General features: G+C 70.9%; 18 protein-coding genes. 8 read left to right on the top strand and 10 right to left on the bottom strand.

Annotation, left to right across the window (positions count from 1 at the left end):
* Nucleotides 1-26: 26 nt before the first annotated feature.
* Complete coding sequence (locus ACFV6X_RS00775; protein ID WP_385375598.1) at nucleotides 27-674, bottom strand: hypothetical protein; 648 nt, start codon at nucleotides 672-674, stop codon at nucleotides 27-29.
* 167 nt (nucleotides 675-841) lie between these two features.
* Here ACFV6X_RS00775 and gcl point away from each other — a divergent pair, with 167 nt between their 5' ends.
* Nucleotides 842-2,626, top strand: coding sequence for a glyoxylate carboligase (gene gcl / locus ACFV6X_RS00770; RefSeq protein ID WP_385375596.1), 1,785 nt, complete (start codon nucleotides 842-844; stop codon nucleotides 2,624-2,626).
* A 73-nt stretch (nucleotides 2,627-2,699) separates the two neighbouring features.
* Here gcl and ACFV6X_RS00765 read toward each other — a convergent pair whose 3' ends face one another.
* The 5 genes from ACFV6X_RS00765 to ACFV6X_RS00745 all read right to left on the bottom strand — a co-directional run bounded on the left by ACFV6X_RS00765 (nucleotide 2,700) and on the right by ACFV6X_RS00745 (nucleotide 7,670).
* Nucleotides 2,700-3,359, bottom strand: coding sequence for a TIGR04222 domain-containing membrane protein (locus tag ACFV6X_RS00765; RefSeq protein ID WP_385375593.1), 660 nt, complete (start codon nucleotides 3,357-3,359; stop codon nucleotides 2,700-2,702).
* A 224-nt stretch (nucleotides 3,360-3,583) separates the two neighbouring features.
* Nucleotides 3,584-3,823 carry a hypothetical protein gene (locus ACFV6X_RS00760; RefSeq protein ID WP_365456983.1) on the bottom strand — a complete coding sequence of 80 codons (240 nt, stop codon included), beginning with the start codon at nucleotides 3,821-3,823 and terminating at the stop codon, nucleotides 3,584-3,586.
* 402 nt (nucleotides 3,824-4,225) lie between these two features.
* A complete protein-coding gene (locus ACFV6X_RS00755; RefSeq protein WP_385375590.1) occupies nucleotides 4,226-5,683 on the bottom strand; it encodes a catalase in 1,458 nt (485 codons plus the stop codon).
* A gap of 191 nt (nucleotides 5,684-5,874) precedes the next feature.
* A complete protein-coding gene (locus ACFV6X_RS00750) occupies nucleotides 5,875-6,765 on the bottom strand; it encodes a 2-hydroxy-3-oxopropionate reductase (RefSeq protein ID WP_385375587.1) in 891 nt (296 codons plus the stop codon).
* A 65-nt stretch (nucleotides 6,766-6,830) separates the two neighbouring features.
* Nucleotides 6,831-7,670, bottom strand: coding sequence for a TIM barrel protein (locus ACFV6X_RS00745; RefSeq protein WP_385375584.1), 840 nt, complete (start codon nucleotides 7,668-7,670; stop codon nucleotides 6,831-6,833).
* Between the two features lie 198 nt (nucleotides 7,671-7,868).
* Here ACFV6X_RS00745 and ACFV6X_RS00740 point away from each other — a divergent pair, with 198 nt between their 5' ends.
* The 7 genes from ACFV6X_RS00740 (at nucleotide 7,869) to ACFV6X_RS00710 (ending at nucleotide 13,709) form a co-directional block, all read left to right on the top strand.
* A complete protein-coding gene (locus tag ACFV6X_RS00740) occupies nucleotides 7,869-8,120 on the top strand; it encodes a thiamine-binding protein (RefSeq protein WP_385375581.1) in 252 nt (83 codons plus the stop codon).
* Nucleotides 8,117-8,479: a helix-turn-helix domain-containing protein gene (locus tag ACFV6X_RS00735; RefSeq protein WP_385375578.1), complete on the top strand. Its 363-nt coding sequence runs from the start codon at nucleotides 8,117-8,119 to the stop codon at nucleotides 8,477-8,479. Before ACFV6X_RS00740 ends, ACFV6X_RS00735 begins: the two co-directional genes overlap by 4 nt.
* A gap of 162 nt (nucleotides 8,480-8,641) precedes the next feature.
* Nucleotides 8,642-9,154, top strand: a complete 513-nt coding sequence (gene uraD / locus ACFV6X_RS00730) for a 2-oxo-4-hydroxy-4-carboxy-5-ureidoimidazoline decarboxylase (RefSeq protein WP_385375575.1) — start codon at nucleotides 8,642-8,644, stop codon at nucleotides 9,152-9,154.
* 4 nt (nucleotides 9,155-9,158) lie between these two features.
* The gene (gene uraH / locus ACFV6X_RS00725; protein WP_385375573.1) at nucleotides 9,159-9,554 is read left to right on the top strand and encodes a hydroxyisourate hydrolase; all 396 of its coding nucleotides are present in this window, start codon (nucleotides 9,159-9,161) and stop codon (nucleotides 9,552-9,554) included.
* Nucleotides 9,555-9,559: 5 nt separating this feature from the next.
* Complete coding sequence (gene pucL, locus ACFV6X_RS00720; RefSeq protein ID WP_385375570.1) at nucleotides 9,560-10,507, top strand: factor-independent urate hydroxylase; 948 nt, start codon at nucleotides 9,560-9,562, stop codon at nucleotides 10,505-10,507.
* A 129-nt stretch (nucleotides 10,508-10,636) separates the two neighbouring features.
* The gene (locus tag ACFV6X_RS00715; RefSeq protein WP_385375567.1) at nucleotides 10,637-12,016 is read left to right on the top strand and encodes an 8-oxoguanine deaminase; all 1,380 of its coding nucleotides are present in this window, start codon (nucleotides 10,637-10,639) and stop codon (nucleotides 12,014-12,016) included.
* A gap of 346 nt (nucleotides 12,017-12,362) precedes the next feature.
* A complete protein-coding gene (locus tag ACFV6X_RS00710) occupies nucleotides 12,363-13,709 on the top strand; it encodes a nucleobase:cation symporter-2 family protein (protein ID WP_385376247.1) in 1,347 nt (448 codons plus the stop codon).
* Nucleotides 13,710-13,762: 53 nt separating this feature from the next.
* On the opposite strand, the gene ACFV6X_RS00705 is transcribed toward ACFV6X_RS00710, so the two are convergent.
* Genes ACFV6X_RS00705 through ACFV6X_RS00690 form a run of 4 tightly spaced genes read right to left on the bottom strand, consistent with a single transcriptional unit; the run spans nucleotide 13,763 to nucleotide 16,735 of the window.
* Complete coding sequence (locus ACFV6X_RS00705) at nucleotides 13,763-14,185, bottom strand: acyl-CoA thioesterase (protein ID WP_385375564.1); 423 nt, start codon at nucleotides 14,183-14,185, stop codon at nucleotides 13,763-13,765.
* Between the two features lie 52 nt (nucleotides 14,186-14,237).
* A complete protein-coding gene (locus ACFV6X_RS00700) occupies nucleotides 14,238-14,855 on the bottom strand; it encodes a hypothetical protein (RefSeq protein ID WP_385375562.1) in 618 nt (205 codons plus the stop codon).
* Between the two features lie 47 nt (nucleotides 14,856-14,902).
* Nucleotides 14,903-15,505 (bottom strand): histidine phosphatase family protein, encoded by a 603-nt coding sequence (locus ACFV6X_RS00695; protein WP_385375559.1) that lies wholly within the window; start codon nucleotides 15,503-15,505, stop codon nucleotides 14,903-14,905.
* A 21-nt stretch (nucleotides 15,506-15,526) separates the two neighbouring features.
* Entirely contained in the window at nucleotides 15,527-16,735 is a 1,209-nt protein-coding gene (locus ACFV6X_RS00690) for a pyridoxal phosphate-dependent aminotransferase (protein ID WP_385375556.1), read from the bottom strand.
* Between the last annotated feature and the right edge of the window lie 21 nt (nucleotides 16,736-16,756).

Raw genomic sequence — 16,756 nt, 5'->3', positions numbered from 1 at the left:
CTACAACCTCCAGGGCGTGCGCCGGCTCAGTCCAGGGTGGCGTGCAGGGCGTCGGCGGGCTGGTTCACCGGGCGCGGGGGGCCGGTGGGGTCGTCCACGGCGAACAACGGGACGCCGAGGGTGTCGGCGCGGGCGCGGGCCTCGACGGCGTATCCGGAGAGCGAGAAGTACACGCAGCGCACGGACTCCGACATGGCCATCAGCCACAGGCACTCCACGTCCCGTACCGTGGCCGGGCGCTCGGAGGGGTCGACCTGGGCCAGCAGGCCGTGGGCCGAGAGCCCTATCCCGGACGGGGGCCGCTGGTCGGCACGGCGCAGGTCGCGGTGGCCGAGGCGATGCAGATAGAGGGCGGCGGCCGTGACCGCGTCGCGGGCGGTGCGCAGGGCGATCGGCGGCCGGGGGCCGGGGGCCGGGACCGCCACCGGCAGGCGCAGCACCGCTCCGCAGGGGCAGCCCAGTTCCGGGCGCGGCCACTGGTTGCGCCGGCCGCACGGGGCGCAGGCGACCTCGACCCACTCCTCGTCCCAGCTGCGGTGCGCGACGTGCTCCGGCGCGGCGTGCGGGTCCGGCGCCGGGCCGGCGGGGGCGCCGCAGGCACAGGGGTAGGACGGCGCGGTGTAGAGATGCTCGCGCCGGCAGGCCGGGCAGCGCACCGGCAGGCTCTCGGGCATAGCCACATGGTGCCCCTGTCTCCCCCCGCCTGTCCGTCCCTTGACGGCATTTGGCGCCGAGCCTTACATTGCTTCCAGATCGTAGAAGTTACTTTCCGCTATACGGAAGTGCTCACCGGCGGGGCGCGACGGGAGTACGCATCCGACAGCCGAAGCAGGAGTACTCAATGGCTCGTATGACCGCTGCCCGCGCGGCAGTCGAGATCCTCAGGCGCGAGGGCGTCACGGACGCGTTCGGTGTGCCGGGCGCGGCGATCAACCCGTTCTACGCGGCACTCAAGGCGTCCGGCGGCATCAGCCACACCCTCGCCCGCCACGTCGAGGGCGCCTCGCACATGGCCGAGGGCTACACCCGTACCCACCCCGGCAACATCGGCGTGTGCATCGGCACCTCCGGCCCGGCCGGCACCGACATGATCACCGGCCTGTACTCCGCGACCGGCGACTCGATCCCGATCCTGTGCATCACCGGCCAGGCGCCGACCGCGGTGATCCACAAAGAGGACTTCCAGGCCGTCGACATCGCCTCCATCGCCAAGCCGGTGACCAAGATGGCGGTCACCGTGCTGGAGGCCGCCCAGGTCCCGGGCGTCTTCCAGCAGGCGTTCCACCTGATGCGCTCCGGCCGTCCGGGCCCGGTCCTCATCGACCTGCCGATCGACGTCCAGCTCACCGAGATCGAGTTCGACCCGGAGACGTACGAGCCGCTGCCGGTCTACAAGCCGGCCGCCTCCCGCGCCCAGATCGAGAAGGCGATCGGGATGCTGAACGCCTCCGAGCGCCCGCTGATCGTGGCCGGCGGCGGCGTCATCAACGCCGACGCCGCCGAACTCCTCGTGGAGTTCGCCGAGCTCACCGGCACTCCGGTCGTGCCCACCCTGATGGGCTGGGGCACCGTCCCGGACGACCACGAGCTGAACGCCGGCATGGTCGGCCTGCAGACCTCGCACCGCTACGGCAACGCGACGTTCCTGGAGTCCGACTTCGTCCTGGGCATCGGCAACCGCTGGGCCAACCGCCACACCGGCAGGATCGACGTCTACACCGCCGGCCGGAAGTTCGTGCACGTCGACATCGAGCCGACCCAGATCGGCAAGATCTTCGCGCCCGACTACGGCATCGCCTCCGACGCCAAGGCCGCGCTGGAGCTGTTCGTCGAGGTGGCCCGGGAGCTGAAGGCGGCCGGCAAGCTGCCCGACCGCTCCGCCTGGTCCGCCGCCGCGCAGGAGAGGAAGGCCACCCTCCAGCGGCGCACCCACTTCGACAACATCCCGATCAAGCCGCAACGCGTGTACGAGGAGATGAACAAGGCCTTCGGCCCGGAGACGCGGTACGTCACCACCATCGGCCTCTCGCAGATCGCCGGCGCCCAGATGCTGCACGTCTACCGCCCGCGGCACTGGATCAACTGCGGCCAGGCGGGCCCCCTCGGCTGGACCATCCCGGCGGCGCTCGGCGTCGCCAAGGCAGACCCGGAGGCTTCCGTGGTCGCCCTCTCCGGCGACTACGACTTCCAGTTCATGATCGAGGAGCTGGCGGTCGGCGCCCAGCACCGCATCCCGTACGTGCACGTCCTGGTGAACAACTCCTACCTGGGCCTGATCCGCCAGGCGCAGCGGGCGTTCGAGATCGACTTCCAGGTCAACCTGGAGTTCGAGAACCTCAACTCGCCCGAACTCGGCATCTACGGCGTCGACCACGTCAAGGTCGCCGAAGGCCTCGGCTGCAAGGCGATCCGGGTGACCGACCCCAGCGAGCTGGGCGCGGCCTTCGAGCAGGCCAAGAAGCTCGCCGCCGAGTTCCGGGTGCCGGTGGTGGTCGAGGCGATCCTGGAGCGGATCACCAACATCTCCATGTCGGCCACGAACGACATCAGCAACGTCGTGGAGTTCGAGGAGCTCGCGACGGAGCCCGGGCACGCGCCGACGTCGATCAGGACGCTGAAGGTCTGACACGCGGTCCGTCCCGCACGCAGGTCGAGGGCGGCTCACCCGAGGGTGGGCCGCCCTCTCGGCGTGCCGTGGCTCAGTCCCCGCCTCCGCCGCCTCCGCCGCACCCGTGGCCCCCGCCTCCGCCGTGGTGGCCACCGGACCAGCCGTCGCCGGGCGTGTGGTCCTCCTCGGCGCCGAAGGTGCGGCGCAGGTCGGTGCCCCGGCCGAACGGGAAGCGTCCCTCGTCCGCGAGGGTGCCACGACCGGCCAGCCCCGAGGCGCGGGTGAAGTGCGGTAGGAGCGCCGTCAGGGCCCGGCCGCCGTGGAGGGCGACCGCGAGGAGCATCTCCTCGTCGGTGAGGCCGTCGGGGGCGGTGGGAAGCGGGTGCCGGGCGCGCAGCGCGGTGAGGTGCCGGCGTCCGGTGCGGGTCGGGCCGGGCAGCCCCGAGCGCAGCAGCCCGTCCGCGGTGAGGTCGCCGCGCATCCGGGCGAGGGCGAGGCGCACGGCCGCACGCGTGGGTAACTCCCTAATGCCGGCGGGGCGGTGGAGACCGACGCGGACCGCCTTCTCCAGCGGGTGGTCGGGTGCGGGGAAGGCCGCCGCCCGGCGCAGGGTGCCGGGCCGTCCCGCCTCGACGAGGCCCCGCAGATGCAGGCCCAGCACGGCGACCGTGACGGCGCCCCGTGGGCCGCCCCGCAGCAGGCCGATCTCGTGCGGTCCCAGCCGCTCCGTGCGCGCTTCGTGGCTCGTCACAACCCACCCCCGTGAGCCGGGGCCCGCCGCCCCCGTGCCGGCGGGCCCCGGCGTGTGAGGAGTATGTGCCCGCCCCAGGGCGCACTCGAAGCATCCCGGGACGCCTTCAGAGCTGGATTTGAGGGAGCCGTACCCGGCGTACGCACCCTGGCGTACGCGCGGCCGGCCCGCCCCGGCTGCTCGTGATGTCTGTGATTCGCGGGGTGGCTTTGCTGCTGGTGGTGTTAGTGGTGCTCGTGGTGCTCCGACAGTCCGGGCCAGTCCTCCGGGCCGCCGCCCTGCCACTCGATGAAGTCGGTGTCCTCGACGTCGGTCACATAGAGGTCGGCGAGCCGCAGGATCTCGCCGACGTCGTCCAGGTGCGTGGCGACGCCCAGTGTCTCGTCGCCCTCGGTGACCCGCCGCGAGCCGTCCAGGGCCGGCGGATGCACCACCACGTGCGGGTGCTCCGGTGGATGTGCCATGCCTTCAGGGTGCTGCGGCCGGAGCGGTTTCGCACCCCCGTGCCCGGAGCCCCGGACACGGGGAAGCGCGGGGTACGGGACCGTCCGTACCCGGCACTTCCCGGCCGGTGAGGTGTGGCCGTCCGGCGGTGCGAGGCTGGGCGCGACAGGACATTCGCGCCGCCGGACGGAGTCTGTGTGGCTGGGACCGCGGCGGACGGCGACAGCACCGGGTTCCTTCCCCTCAGGTCGAAGAAGGAGCTCCGGGACCTTCACCACCGCACTGGCTCGCACGCCGCCGCGGTCCTCGCCTTGCCCGCCCGGCCGCCGGTCGACCACCCCTCATCCGGGTCGCCGGTGGCCTGGCGGGCGGTGCGTCCGGACTTCTGACCTCCCGTCAGGGTCCGGGCGCAGCCCTTGGGTTCAGTCCTCGCGCAGGGCGCGGACCGCCTCCTCCACGCGCTTGCCGTACTCGGGGTCGGCGGCGTGGAAGTGGGCCAGGTTCTTCTCGACCACGTCGTCGCGGGAGACCTGCGAGAGGCTGCCGGCGATGTTGGCGATCAGCCGGGACTTCTCCTCGGCGGACATCAGGCGGTACAGCTCGCCCGCCTGGACGAAGTCGTCGTCCTTGGTGTGCGGCGGCGCCACATGGGTGCCGGTGTGGCCGGACACCGCCAGCGGGGCCGACAGCGGGCGGCCGGTCTCGACCGGGCCGTCGTAGGAGTTCGGCTCGTAGTTCTTGGCGTGCCGGCCCTGGGCGTTGTTCGCCATGAAGCCGTCGCGGCCGTAGTTCTGCGCGGTGGTCGCCTTCGGGGCGTTGACCGCGAGCAGCGTGTGGTTGACGCCCAGGCGGTAGCGGTGCGCGTCCGCGTAGGCGAACAGGCGGCCCTGGAGCATCTTGTCGGGGGAGGGGCCGATCCCCGGAACGAAGTTGTTCGGGGAGAACGCGGCCTGCTCGACCTCGGCGAAGACGTTGTCCGGGTTGCGGTCGAGGACCAGGCGGCCCACACGCTGCAGCGGGTGGTCCTTGTGCGGCCAGACCTTGGTCAGGTCGAACGGGTTGAAACGGTAGTCCGCCGCCTCGGCGGCCGGCATGACCTGCACGTACAGGGTCCACGACGGGTTGACGCCCCGCTCGATGGCCTGGAGCAGGTCCGTCTGGTGCGAGCTCGCGTCCTTGCCCGCGGTCTCGGCGGCCTGCTCGGTGCTCAGGCAGCGGATGCCCTGGTTCGTCTTGAAGTGGTACTTGACGAAGAAGGCCTCGCCGTCGGCGTTGGTCCACTGGTAGGTGTGCGAGCCGTAGCCGTTCATGTGGCGGTACGAGGCCGGGATGCCGCGGTCGCCCATCAGCCAGGTCACCTGGTGGGTGGCCTCGGGGGCGTGCGCCCAGAAGTCCCAGACGTTGTCCGGCTCCTGGCGGCCGGTGAACGGGTCGCGCTTCTGCGAGTGGATGAAGTCGGGGAACTTGATCGGGTCTTTGACGAAGAAGACCGGCGTGTTGTTCCCGACGAGATCGTAATTGCCCTCTTCCGTGTAGAACTTGACGGCGAAGCCGCGCGGGTCGCGCACGGCGTCCGCGCCGCCCAGCGAGTCCGCGACGGTCGAGAAGCGCACGAACGTCTCGGTGCGCCTGCCGACGGTGCTCAGGAAGTCGGCGTGGGTGAAGCCGGTGACGTCGTCGGTCACCTCGAAGTAGCCGTACGCGCCCGAGCCGCGTGCGTGCACCACGCGCTCCGGGATGCGCTCGCGGTTGAAGCGCGCCAGCTTCTCCAGCAGGTGCTGGTCCTGGAGCAGGAGCGGACCGCCGACGCCGGCGGAGGCGGAGTTCTGGTTGTCGGCGACCGGGGCGCCGGACTCGGTGGTGAGCACGCGCTTCGACATGGAGACCTTCCGTACGATGGGCAGCGGAAAAAGACTTCCACTTCGTGGAGTATCCGCTTTGTGGAGCCTAGGTTCGGGGCGATCGCGACGTCAACAGTTTGTTGAAGTCGAGGGGGGTTCCGGGCGGCGCCACCGCCTGGGCGCGACAGGACAGGTGTCAGCGGCGGCGCCGCCCGGAAGTCTCGAAAGGGTCAGACCTGGGCGCCGGACAGGCGCTCCACGGCCCGCAGCAGCGCGGAGTGGTCCAGGCCGCCGTCGCCCTGCGTGCGCAGGGAGGCCACCAGCTGGGCGACCACGGCGCCGACCGGCAGCGCCGCCCCGACGTTGCGGGCCGCGTCGGTGACGATGCCCATGTCCTTGTGGTGCAGGTCGATCCGGAAGCCCGGCCTGAAGTCCCGGTTCAGGAAGTTGTCCTTCTTCCGGGTCAGCACGGTCGAGCCGGCCAGCCCGCCGTTGAGGACGTCCAGCGCCGCCTTCAGGTCCACGCCGGACTTCTCCAGGAAGACCACGGCCTCGGCGCACGCCTGGATGTTCACGGCGACGATGAGCTGGTTGGCGGCCTTCACGGTCTGGCCGGAGCCGTGCGGACCGCACAGCACGATGGTCCTGCCCAGCGCCTCGAAGATCGGCTTGGCCTGGTCGAAGTCGGCCTGCTCGCCGCCGATCATGATGGACAGCACGGCCTCGACGGCGCCGGCCTCACCACCGGACACCGGGGCGTCCAGCACCCGGATGCCCTTGTCGCGGGCGGCGGCTGCCAGGTCCACGGAGGTCTGCGGGGTGATCGAGGACATGTCGATCAGCAGGGCGCCCCGCTGCGCGTTCTCCAGGATGCCGTCCGGGCCGTACGCGATGGCCTCGACCTGCGGGGACGCGGGCACCATGGTGATGACCACGTCGGCGTCCCGGACGGCCTCGGCGATCGAGGGGGCGGCGGAGCCGCCGGCGGCGGCCAGCCGGTCCAGCTTCTCCTGCTCCAGCGTGAAGCCGGTCACGTCGTAGCCGGCCTTGATCAGGTTCTCCGACATGGGGGAGCCCATGATGCCGAGGCCGATCCAGGCGATCTTGGGAAGGGTGCTCATTTTGAGGGTGCCTCTCTGAACTGCTGTGATCCGTCGATGATGTGACGCCAGGTCAGGGCTTCGGGTCAGCGCGCGGCGCGGGCCTCGGCCGGCAGCCATGCGAAGGCCTCGGCGCTCGGCCGGTCGCCCGGCTTGTACTCCAGACCGACCCAGCCGTCGTAACCGGCCTTGGCGAGTTGGTCGAGGAGGTCCTCCAGCGGCAGCGCGCCCGTGCCCGGCGCGCCCCGGCCCGGGTTGTCGGCGATCTGCACATGGCCGGTCTTCTCGGCGTACGCGGCGATCACCTGCGGCAGGTCCTCGCCGTTCATCGACAGGTGGTAGAGGTCCATCAGGAACCGGGCGTTGCCGAGGCCGGAGGCCTCGTTGACCTTGTCGACGATGCCGATCGCGGCCGGTGCCGACACCAGCGGGTACAGCGGCGACTCCGGCTTGTTGAGGGCCTCGATCAGCAGGATCGCGCCGATCTGGTCGGCGGCGCGGGCCGCGAGGACCAGGTTCTCCACGGCGAGGGCGTCCTGCTCGGCCGGGTCGACGCCCGCCACACGGTTGCCGTAGAGCGCGTTCAGTGCCTTGCAGCCGAGGGACGCGGCGAAGTCGGCGGCCACGTCGATGTTCGCGCGGAACCGCTCCGACTCCTCACCGGGGACCGACAGGGCGCCGCGGTCGGGGCCGGGGAGTCGGCCGGCGTAGAAGTTCAGGCCGGTGAGCTGGACGCCCGCCTCCTCGATCGCCCGCTTCAGGGCGTCGAGCTCGGACCGCTCGGGGGCGGGGGAGTCGACCCAGGGCCACCACAGCTCGACCGCGGTGAAGCCGGCCGCGGCGGCCGCGGCCGGGCGCTCCAGGAGCGGGAGTTCCGTGAAGAGGATCGACAGGTTGACGTTGAAGCGCTGGTCTGCGAATCCCATCGGGGTCGGCGCTCCCTTCCTGCTGGACGTTTCCGTATTGCGGAAGTTGATTTCTGCTTAACGGAAGAGTGCCCGCGGTGGGTGAGGGCTGTCAAGGCCGACCGGCAAAAAACGCCTCCCGCGGATCCGGCGGTCCGTCGCGGGATCGGTACCGGCACGGGCTGCCCGGAAGGCAGTGGGGCGCGTTAGGTTGAGCGCGTGCGACTGAGAGTGGAATTCACGACCGAACCCTTCGACCTCGACGAGGCACCCGCGCACGCGCTGGTGGCCCGCGAGGTCATCGAGGCGGCCGAGTTGGACGCCGTGGACGTCGGTCCCTTCGGCAACACCGCCGAGGGCGGAGTCGACGAGGTGCTGACCGCCGTGGACGCCCTGCTGCGCAGGGCCCTGCAGGCCGGCGCCACCCGTGTCTCGCTCCAGGTCAACGTGGTCGGGGAGGGTGATAAGTGACCGGCAACGAGTCCTTCATCGCCGCGGTGAAGCCACTGGTCGACGCCATGGGCGGCGTGCTGATCGCCCCGGACGAGGCGAGCGCCGACGACGTCGTGCTGGCCTGGGAGGGTGTCGACGTGGTCGGTGTGCGGCTGCCTCAGCTCGCCGACTCCCTCGACCACATCCTCGCGGCCATGGAGCGTCGGCAGGGCAAGCCGCTGTCCGAGCTGGACCGCAGGTCCAAGCAGGAGGTGGTGCGCATACTGGAGGCGCGGGGCGCCTTCTCGGTGCGGCACGGTGTGGAGACGGTGGCGGGTGCGCTCGGCGTCAGCCGGTTCACCGTCTACAACTACCTGAACCGCGACAAAGAGGCCTGACCTGGGCTTTTCCTCCGGTGTGCGACCGCCGTCCCGTGCAGTGCGGGGGCGGCGGTTTTTTTTGCCCCGAATTTTCAACAAACTGTTGACGTGATGTTTCGGAGGGCGTTAGCTGTCCGCAGCCCGTTCAGTACGAAGGCCGACAAGGCCACGGAGGCTCCCGTGACGTCCACTTCCACGCCGCCGGGCCTGGCCCGCTTCAACGCCCTGGAGGAGCACGCGGCCCTCACCGCGCTGCGCGAGGCGTGTGCTTCCACGGCCTGGGCGAACCGGCTCCTCGCCGCCCGCCCCTACGCCACCACCGAGGACCTCTACGCCGCCGGTGACGCCGCGACCGCCGGGCTGACGGCCGGGGACCTCGACGAGGCGATGGCCGGACACCCGCCGATCGGCCGCCCCAAGCCGGGCGACCCCGCCTCGGCCCGGGAACAGCGCGGCATGGCCGGCGCCTCCGAGGAGCTCAAGGCGGAGATGCTGGAACTGAACCTGGCCTACCAGGAGAAGTTCGGCCATGTCTTCCTGATCTGCGCCACCGGGCGCACCGGCGAGCAGATGCGCGACGCGGTCAAGGAGCGCATCGGGCACTCGCCGGAGCTGGAGCGGGAGATCGTCCGCACCGAGCTGGGGAAGATCAACCGCATCCGACTGGCCCGACTCGTCGAAGAGGACGCCTGACACCATGAGCACCAGCACCACCGCCTCCGTGTCCACCCACATCCTGGACACCTCCGTCGGCCGCCCCGCCGAGGGCGTCGCCGTCCAGCTCTCCGCCCGTGCCGGGCGCGCGGCGGACTGGGAGGCGCTCGGTGGTTCCGCGACCGATGCCGACGGCCGGTGCAAGGACCTTCCGGCCCTGCCGGAGGGGACGACCCACGTACGGCTCGACTTCGCCGTCGAGTCGTATTTCGAGAAGAAGCAAGCCGATGCGCAGCAGGACGCCCCCGCGAATCGGGACAGCGGACCTGGGGTGTTCTTCCCGGAGGTGGCGATCACTTTCGCCGTCGTGCCGGGCGAGCACTACCACGTACCGCTGCTGCTCAACCCGTTCGGCTACTCCGTTTACCGAGGGAGCTAGCAGACATGGCACTCAATTCCCGCCCTGCCCACCCTGTGATCCTGGGACAGAACCAGTACGGCAAGGCCGAGAACCGAGTCGTGAAGATCACGCGGGACGGCGCCACCCACCACATCAAGGACTTGAACGTGTCGGTCGCCCTGAGCGGCGACATGGACGAGGTCCACTACTCGGGCTCCAACGCCAACGTGCTGCCGACCGACACCACCAAGAACACGGTGTTCGCGTTCGCCAAGGAGTACGGGATCGAGTCCGCCGAGCAGTTCGGCATCCACCTCGCCCGGCACTTCGTCACCTCGCAGGAACCGATCCACCGGGCCCGGATCCGCATCGAGGAGTACACCTGGGAGCGGATCGCGACCTCCGACGCCAACTCGAAGTTCATCGGCGCGGACGAGGTCAAGCACTCCTTCGTCCGCCAGGGCCAGGAGACCCGGCTGACGCAGATCACCTACGACGGCTCGTCGTGGGAGGTCGTCTCGGGCCTGAAGGACCTGGTCGTGATGAACTCGACCAACTCCGAGTTCTGGGGCTTCGTCAAGGACAAGTACACGACGCTCCCTGAGGCCTACGACCGCATCCTGGCCACCCAGGTCTCCGGCCGCTGGCGGTTCAACTGGAACGACGACGAGCAGAAGATGCCCAACTGGGAGAAGTCCTACGAGCAGACCAGGAAGCACATGCTCCAGGCCTTCGCCGAGACGTACTCGCTGTCGCTGCAGCAGACGCTGTACCAGATGGGCTCCCGCATCATCAACCACCGCAGCGAGATCGACGAGGTCCGCTTCAGCCTCCCGAACAAGCACCACTTCCTGGTGGACCTGGAGCCGTTCGGTCTGAAGAACGACAACGAGGTGTACTTCGCCGCCGACCGTCCCTACGGCCTGATCGAGGCCACCATCCTCAGGGACGGCTGCGAGGCGAGGATCCCGACGGACCTCACCAACCTCTGATCGACCCCCCTTTCGGCACCCGCGGCCGGCGGAGACGCAGATTTCCGGCTCCCCGGCCGCGGCACTCAAAACTCCCAGGGTCCTGCCGTGCCCACTCCAGCAAAGTCCGCTGAGCGAAAAGGACGAACCATGGCAGCAGCCCAGCGCATCGTCATCGAGAACTGTGCGATCGCGACCGTCGACGCCGACGACACCGAGTACGCCTCCGGACACGTCGTCGTCGCCGGCAACCGCATCGAGGCGCTCGGCTCGGGCAAGGCCCCCGAGGGCCTGGAGAACGTAGTACGCCGTATCGACGCCTCCGGCCACCTCGTGACCCCCGGACTGGTCAACACCCACCACCACTTCTACCAGTGGATCACCCGGGGCCTGGCCACGGACCACAACCTCTTCGACTGGCTCGTCGCCCTGTACCCGGTCTGGGCGCGCATCGACGAGCAGATGACCTACGCGGCCGCACAGGGCTCGCTCGCCATGATGGCCCGCGGTGGCGTCACCACGGCGATGGACCACCACTACGTCTTCCCGCGGGGCTCCGGCGACCTGTCCGGCTCCATCATCCGTGCCGCCCGCGAGACCGGCGTCCGCTTCACCCTCGCCCGCGGCTCGATGGACCGCGGCGAGAAGGACGGCGGCCTGCCCCCGGACTTCGCGGTCGAGACCCTCGACGGCGCGCTCGCCGCGACCGAGGAGACCGTCAGGCAGCACCACGACGCCTCCTTCGACGCCATGACCCAGGTCGCCGTCGCGCCCTGCTCCCCGTTCTCCGTCTCCACCGCCCTCCTGCGCCAGGGCGCCGAACTGGCCCGCCGGCTCGGCGTGCGCCTGCACACCCACGGCTCGGAGACCGTGGAGGAGGAGAAGTTCTGCCACGAGCTGTTCGGCATGGGCCCGACCGACTACTTCGAGTCGACCGGCTGGCTCGGCGAGGACGTGTGGATGGCGCACTGCGTCCACATGAACGACTCCGACATCGCCGCCTTCGCCCGGACGAAGACCGGCGTCGCCCACTGCCCCTCCTCCAACGCCCGCCTGGCAGCCGGTATCGCCCGGGTGCCGGACATGCTCTCCGCCGGCGTCCCGGTCGGCCTCGGCGTCGACGGCACCGCGTCGAACGAGTCCGGCGAACTCCACACCGAGCTGCGCAACGCCCTGCTCATCAACCGTCTCGGCGCCCACCGCGAGGCCGCCCTGAACGCCCGTCAGGCGCTGCGACTCGGCACCCACGGCGGCGCCCAGGTGCTCGGCCGCGCCGACCAGATCGGCTCCCTGGAGCCCGGCAAGCTGGCCGACCTCGTGCTGTGGAAGCTGGACACCCTCGCCCACGCCTCCATCGCCGACCCGGTGACCGCGCTGGTCTTCGGCGCGGCGGCCCCGGTCACGCTGTCGCTCGTCAACGGCGAGGCGGTCGTCGAGAACGGCCGGCTGCTGCACGTCGACGAGGACGCGATCGCCCGCTCCACGCGGGACGAGGCGCGGCGGCTGGCACGGATCGCCGCCCAGGGCTGAACCGGGCGAAGACTCCGGCCGGGAGGGACGGCTTCCGGCCGGCAGCCGTGGACCCGAGCGGGGTCCATGGCGGCCGTATCCGGGGCGCACGCGTCCGCGTGCGCCCCGGACCGGTCCCCCTACCCCTCTCGCACACCCGTCACGGTTCCTCCCCCGAGCTCTCGGCTTCGCTCGAGCAGGGAGGTACCCCCATGCCCATACGCACCACCTCCCTGAAACCCACGTCGGAGCCGACGTGTACCCGACCGGAGGAGCCGCCGTGGCCGCTCAGCCCGATGCCGTACCGCCCACCGTCCCCGAGCAGCGAGCCGTCCACCCCGTCGACGAGAAACTCCCCCTCCTCAGAATGGCGACCACGGGCCTGCAGCACGTGGCCGCGATGTACGCGGGAGTCGTCGCCCCACCCCTGATCGTCGGCGCGGCCATCGGCCTGTCCGGCACGGAACTCACCTTCCTCACCGGCGCCTGCCTGTTCACCGCCGGCCTCGCGACCTTCCTCCAGACGCTCGGCATCTGGAAGATCGGCGCCCGCCTGCCGTTCGTCAACGGCGTCACCTTCGCCGGTGTCGCCCCCATGACCGCCGTCGTCGCCTCCACCGGGGACAAGTCCGACGCGCTGCCGATCATCTTCGGCGCGGTCATGGTCGCCGGTCTGCTCGGCTTCCTCGCGTCGTCCGTCTTCTGCAAGGCCGTCCGCTTCTTCCCGCCGGTCGTCACCGGCACCGTGATCACCCTCATCGGGGTCTCGCTGCTGCCGGTCGCCTTCGGCTGGGCGCAGGGCGCCAGTCCCACGGCGGACGACTTCGGTTCCCGGACCAACCTGGGCCTCGCGGCGGCGACCCTGGTCGTCGTGCTGCTGCTGCGCCGCTTCACCCGCGGCTTCGTCAAGCAGATCGCCGTCCTGCTGGGCCTGGTCGTCGGAACGCTGCTGGCGATCCCGTTCGGGGTGACGGACTTCTCGCCGGTCGCGGACGCGGACATCGTCGGCTTCCCCACGCCGTTCCACTTCGGCGCCCCGCAGTTCCAGCTGGCCGCGATCGTCTCGATGTGCGTGGTCATGGTGGTGTCGATGACCGAGTCGACCGCCGACATGCTGGCGCTCGGTGAGATCGTCGACCGCAAGGCGGACGAGAAGACCATCGCGGCGGGCCTGCGCGCCGACACCCTCGGCTCGGCGGTCAGCCCGATCTTCAACGGCTTCATGTGCAGCGCCTTCGCCCAGAACATCGGCCTGGTGGCGATGACCCGGATCCGCAGCCGCTTCGTGGTCGCCACCGGCGGCGCGTTCCTGGTCCTGATGGGCCTGTGCCCGGTCGCGGCCTCGCTCATCGCCGTCGTACCGCGTCCGGTGCTGGGCGGCGCGGGCGTGGTCCTGTTCGGCTCGGTCGCCGCGAGCGGCATCCAGACCCTGGTCCGGGCCGGCCTCGACAAGGACAACAACGTCCTGATCGTCGCCGTCTCCCTCGCCGTCGGCATCATCCCGATCACCGCGCCGGAGTTCTACCACGCCTTCCCGGAGACCGCGAAGATCGTCCTCGACTCGGGCATATCGACGGGGTGTGTGGCGGCGGTCCTGCTGAACATGGTCTTCAACCACCTCGGCAGGGGCCGGGACGCGCAGGACGTCACGCATCCGATGGAGGCGGGGGAGGAGATCACCGGAGCGGCGACCCGGGCCCCCGCCACGCCATGAGACCGGAGTGTCGCGGGCCGGCGCCGGACCACAGGGTGCGGCGCCGGCGGGTCCTACAGCCCGAACAGGCTCGGGTCGGTCGCCAGCTTCTTGAAGTACGCCTGCGGCTCGGCCAGCAGCCTGCGCTCCTTCAGATCCAGCAGCCCACCGACGCCGACCAGTTCGGCCGCGACCGTGCCGTCGGCCTTGCGGATCGTCTGGCGCATCCGGAACGTCTTGCCCTCGCCCCACTCGAAGACGCAGGTGACATCGACCTCGTCGCCCGCCAGCAGCTCCCGCAGGTAGCGGATGTTCGTCTCCAGGGCGACCGGGCCCACGCCCGTCGCCACCAGGCCGGCCTGGGTGATCCCCGCCGCCCGGAGCAGCGACCAGCGGGCGTGCTCGGCGTAATTCAGATAGACGGCCTGGTTGAGGTGGCCCTGCACATCGGTCTCGTATCCGCGGACCGTCACCCGGACGGAGAACGGTTCGGTCATGGCTTCCCCCTGTCGTGGCCGGCGCCGTGCGCCCTCGATCTCGGCATGCCCATCATGCCCTCCGCGGAGACGCCAGCAGATATCGCGCCCGCGTCCGTGGCTCGGTGTACTCGCCGACCTGCCAGCCCGCCCGCTCCAGCGTGGCCGCACAGGCCCGCAGTGCCCCGGCGTCCGGTTCGTACACGGCGACGGCCTCCGGCTGCGGGGTGGCCCGCACCCGGTAGCCGGCCAGGTCCTGACCGGCCGGGCGATGGTCCGCGGCCTCCAGCGCCAGCGCGGCGGCCTGCACCAGATGCGTCCGCTCCCAGCCGCACGGCCGGTCCGTGGCACCGTCGGGGTTCGTCATCCGGCGCAGCTCCAGCAGGCCCTGCCACGCGCTGTGCACCTCGCGGACACGGAACGGTCCGGCGTCCGGCGGAGCCTCCTCGCCCCCGATTCGTGCCGCGAACACACCGGTGGACGCGGGGACCTCGGGCTTCGCCGGCTCGGCCTCCCGTATCCGGTGCCCCGCCGGCGTCAGGAAGTGGTCGTGCGGCGGCCGGGGATGGCGGAACGCCAGCCCTCGCCTCACCAGCGCCGCGAGCTGCGCCTCCGTGCCCCTGAGCCGCCCGGTCACCGGATCGGCGGCGTCGATGACACGCCGCTGGGCGGCGGTCGGCGGTCGTGTCACGGGGTGCTCCCTCCGGGCGCTGGGCAGTCCTCCCACCGCTTCGAAGGCTACGACCCGGCTCTGACATTCCACCCGGCGACGACGGGCCGCCCGTGCTCGCTGCCCAGCCGGCCCAGCGCGCCCGTCGCCAGCTGGAACAGCGCGCCGTCCTGCGGCGGCAGCCCCAGCCGCCGGGCGGTCAGCACCCGCAGGAAGTGCCCGTGCGACACCAGCACCACCACGCCCTCGGTGTTCGCGAGGGCGGCGTCGACCTTGCCCAGCATCCGGTCGGCCCGCGCGCCGACCTGCCGCACGCTCTCCCCGGGATGCTCCGGCGGCCCGGGCGTCACCCCGTCGGTGAACAGGAACCAGCCGGGGCGCTCCCGCTGGATCTCCACGGTGGTGATTCCCTCGTAGCCCCCGTAGTCCCACTCCAGCAGATCGGCGTCGACCCGCACCGCGCCGTGCAGCCCGATCAGCTCGGCCGTCTGCCGCGCGCGTTGCAGCGGGCTGACGAAGCAGGCGCCGATCCGATGCGACCGGATCAGCGGCACCAGCGCGCGTGCCTCCTCCCGGCCGTGCTCGGTCAGCGGGACGTCCGTCAGGCCGGTGTGCCGCCCGGAGCGCGACCACTCGGTCTCCCCGTGCCGCACCAGCAGTAGATCACCCATGCGGCACACGCTAAGTGGCCGCTACTGCCGGTACCCGCCGAGGAATCGCCCGATCCGCCCGATCGCCGCCTCCAGATCATCCGCGTGCGGCAACGTCAGGATCCGGAAGTGGTCCGGTGTCGGCCAGTTGAAGCCCGTCCCCTGGACCACCTGGATCTTCTCCCGCAGCAGCAGGTCCAGGACGAACCTCTCGTCGTCGTGGATCCTGTGCACCTCGGGGTCGATGCGCGGGAACGCGTACAGCGCGCCCTTGGGCTTCACGCACGACACACCGGGGATCTCGTTGAGCTTCTCCCAGGCCACATTGCGCTGTTCGTGCAGGCGACCGCCCGGCGCCGTCAGCTCGTGGATGGACTGCCGGCCGCCGAGCGCGGCCTGAATGGCGTACTGCGCGGGCGCGTTGGAGCACAGCCGCATGGAGGCCAGCATGGTCAGGCCCTCCAGATAGTCCCTGGCGTGCTGCCTGGGCCCGGTCACCACCAGCCAGCCGGAGCGGAAGCCCGCCACCCGGTACGTCTTCGACAGGCCGCAGAAGGTCAGGACCACCAGGTCGGGGGCGAGCGCGGCGGCCGAGTGGTGCACGGCGTCGTCGTACAGGATCTGGTCGTAGATCTCGTCGGCGAAGACCATCAGGCCGTGCCGGCGGGCCAGGTCGAGGATGCCCTCGACGATCTCCTTCGGGTAGACCGCGCCGGTGGGGTTGTTCGGGTTGATGAGGACCACGGCCTTGGTCCGGTCCGTGATCTTCGACGCCATGTCGTCCAGGTCGGGGTACCAGTCGGCCTGCTCGTCGCACAGGTAGTGGACCGCCTTGCCGCCGGCGAGGGTGGTCACCGCGGTCCAGAGCGGGAAGTCGGGGGCGGGGATCAGGATCTCGTCGCCGTCCTCGACCAGCGCCTGGACGGCCATCGACACCAGCTCGGAGACGCCGTTGCCGAGGAAGACGTCGTCGACGCCGACCTCCAGGCCCAGGGTCTGGTAGCGCTGGGCCACCGCGCGGCGGGCGGAGAGGATGCCGCGCGAGTCGGTGTAGCCGTGCGCCTGGGGCAGCATCCGGATCATGTCCTGGAGGATCTCCTCCGGCGCCTCGAAGCCGAAGAGCGCGGGGTTGCCGGTGTTGAGGCGCAGCACGCTGTGACCCGCCTCCTCCAGCGCGTTGGCGTGCTCGATCACCGGGCCGCGGATCTCGTAACAGACCTCGCTCAACTTGTTCGACTGCCGGAACTCCATGCGGTGCGCCCCTCCGGTTGT

Source organism: Streptomyces sp. NPDC059861, from assembly GCF_042731435.1.
GTDB lineage: Bacteria > Actinomycetota > Actinomycetes > Streptomycetales > Streptomycetaceae > Streptomyces.
This window is presented reverse-complemented; position numbering and strand designations above follow the sequence as displayed.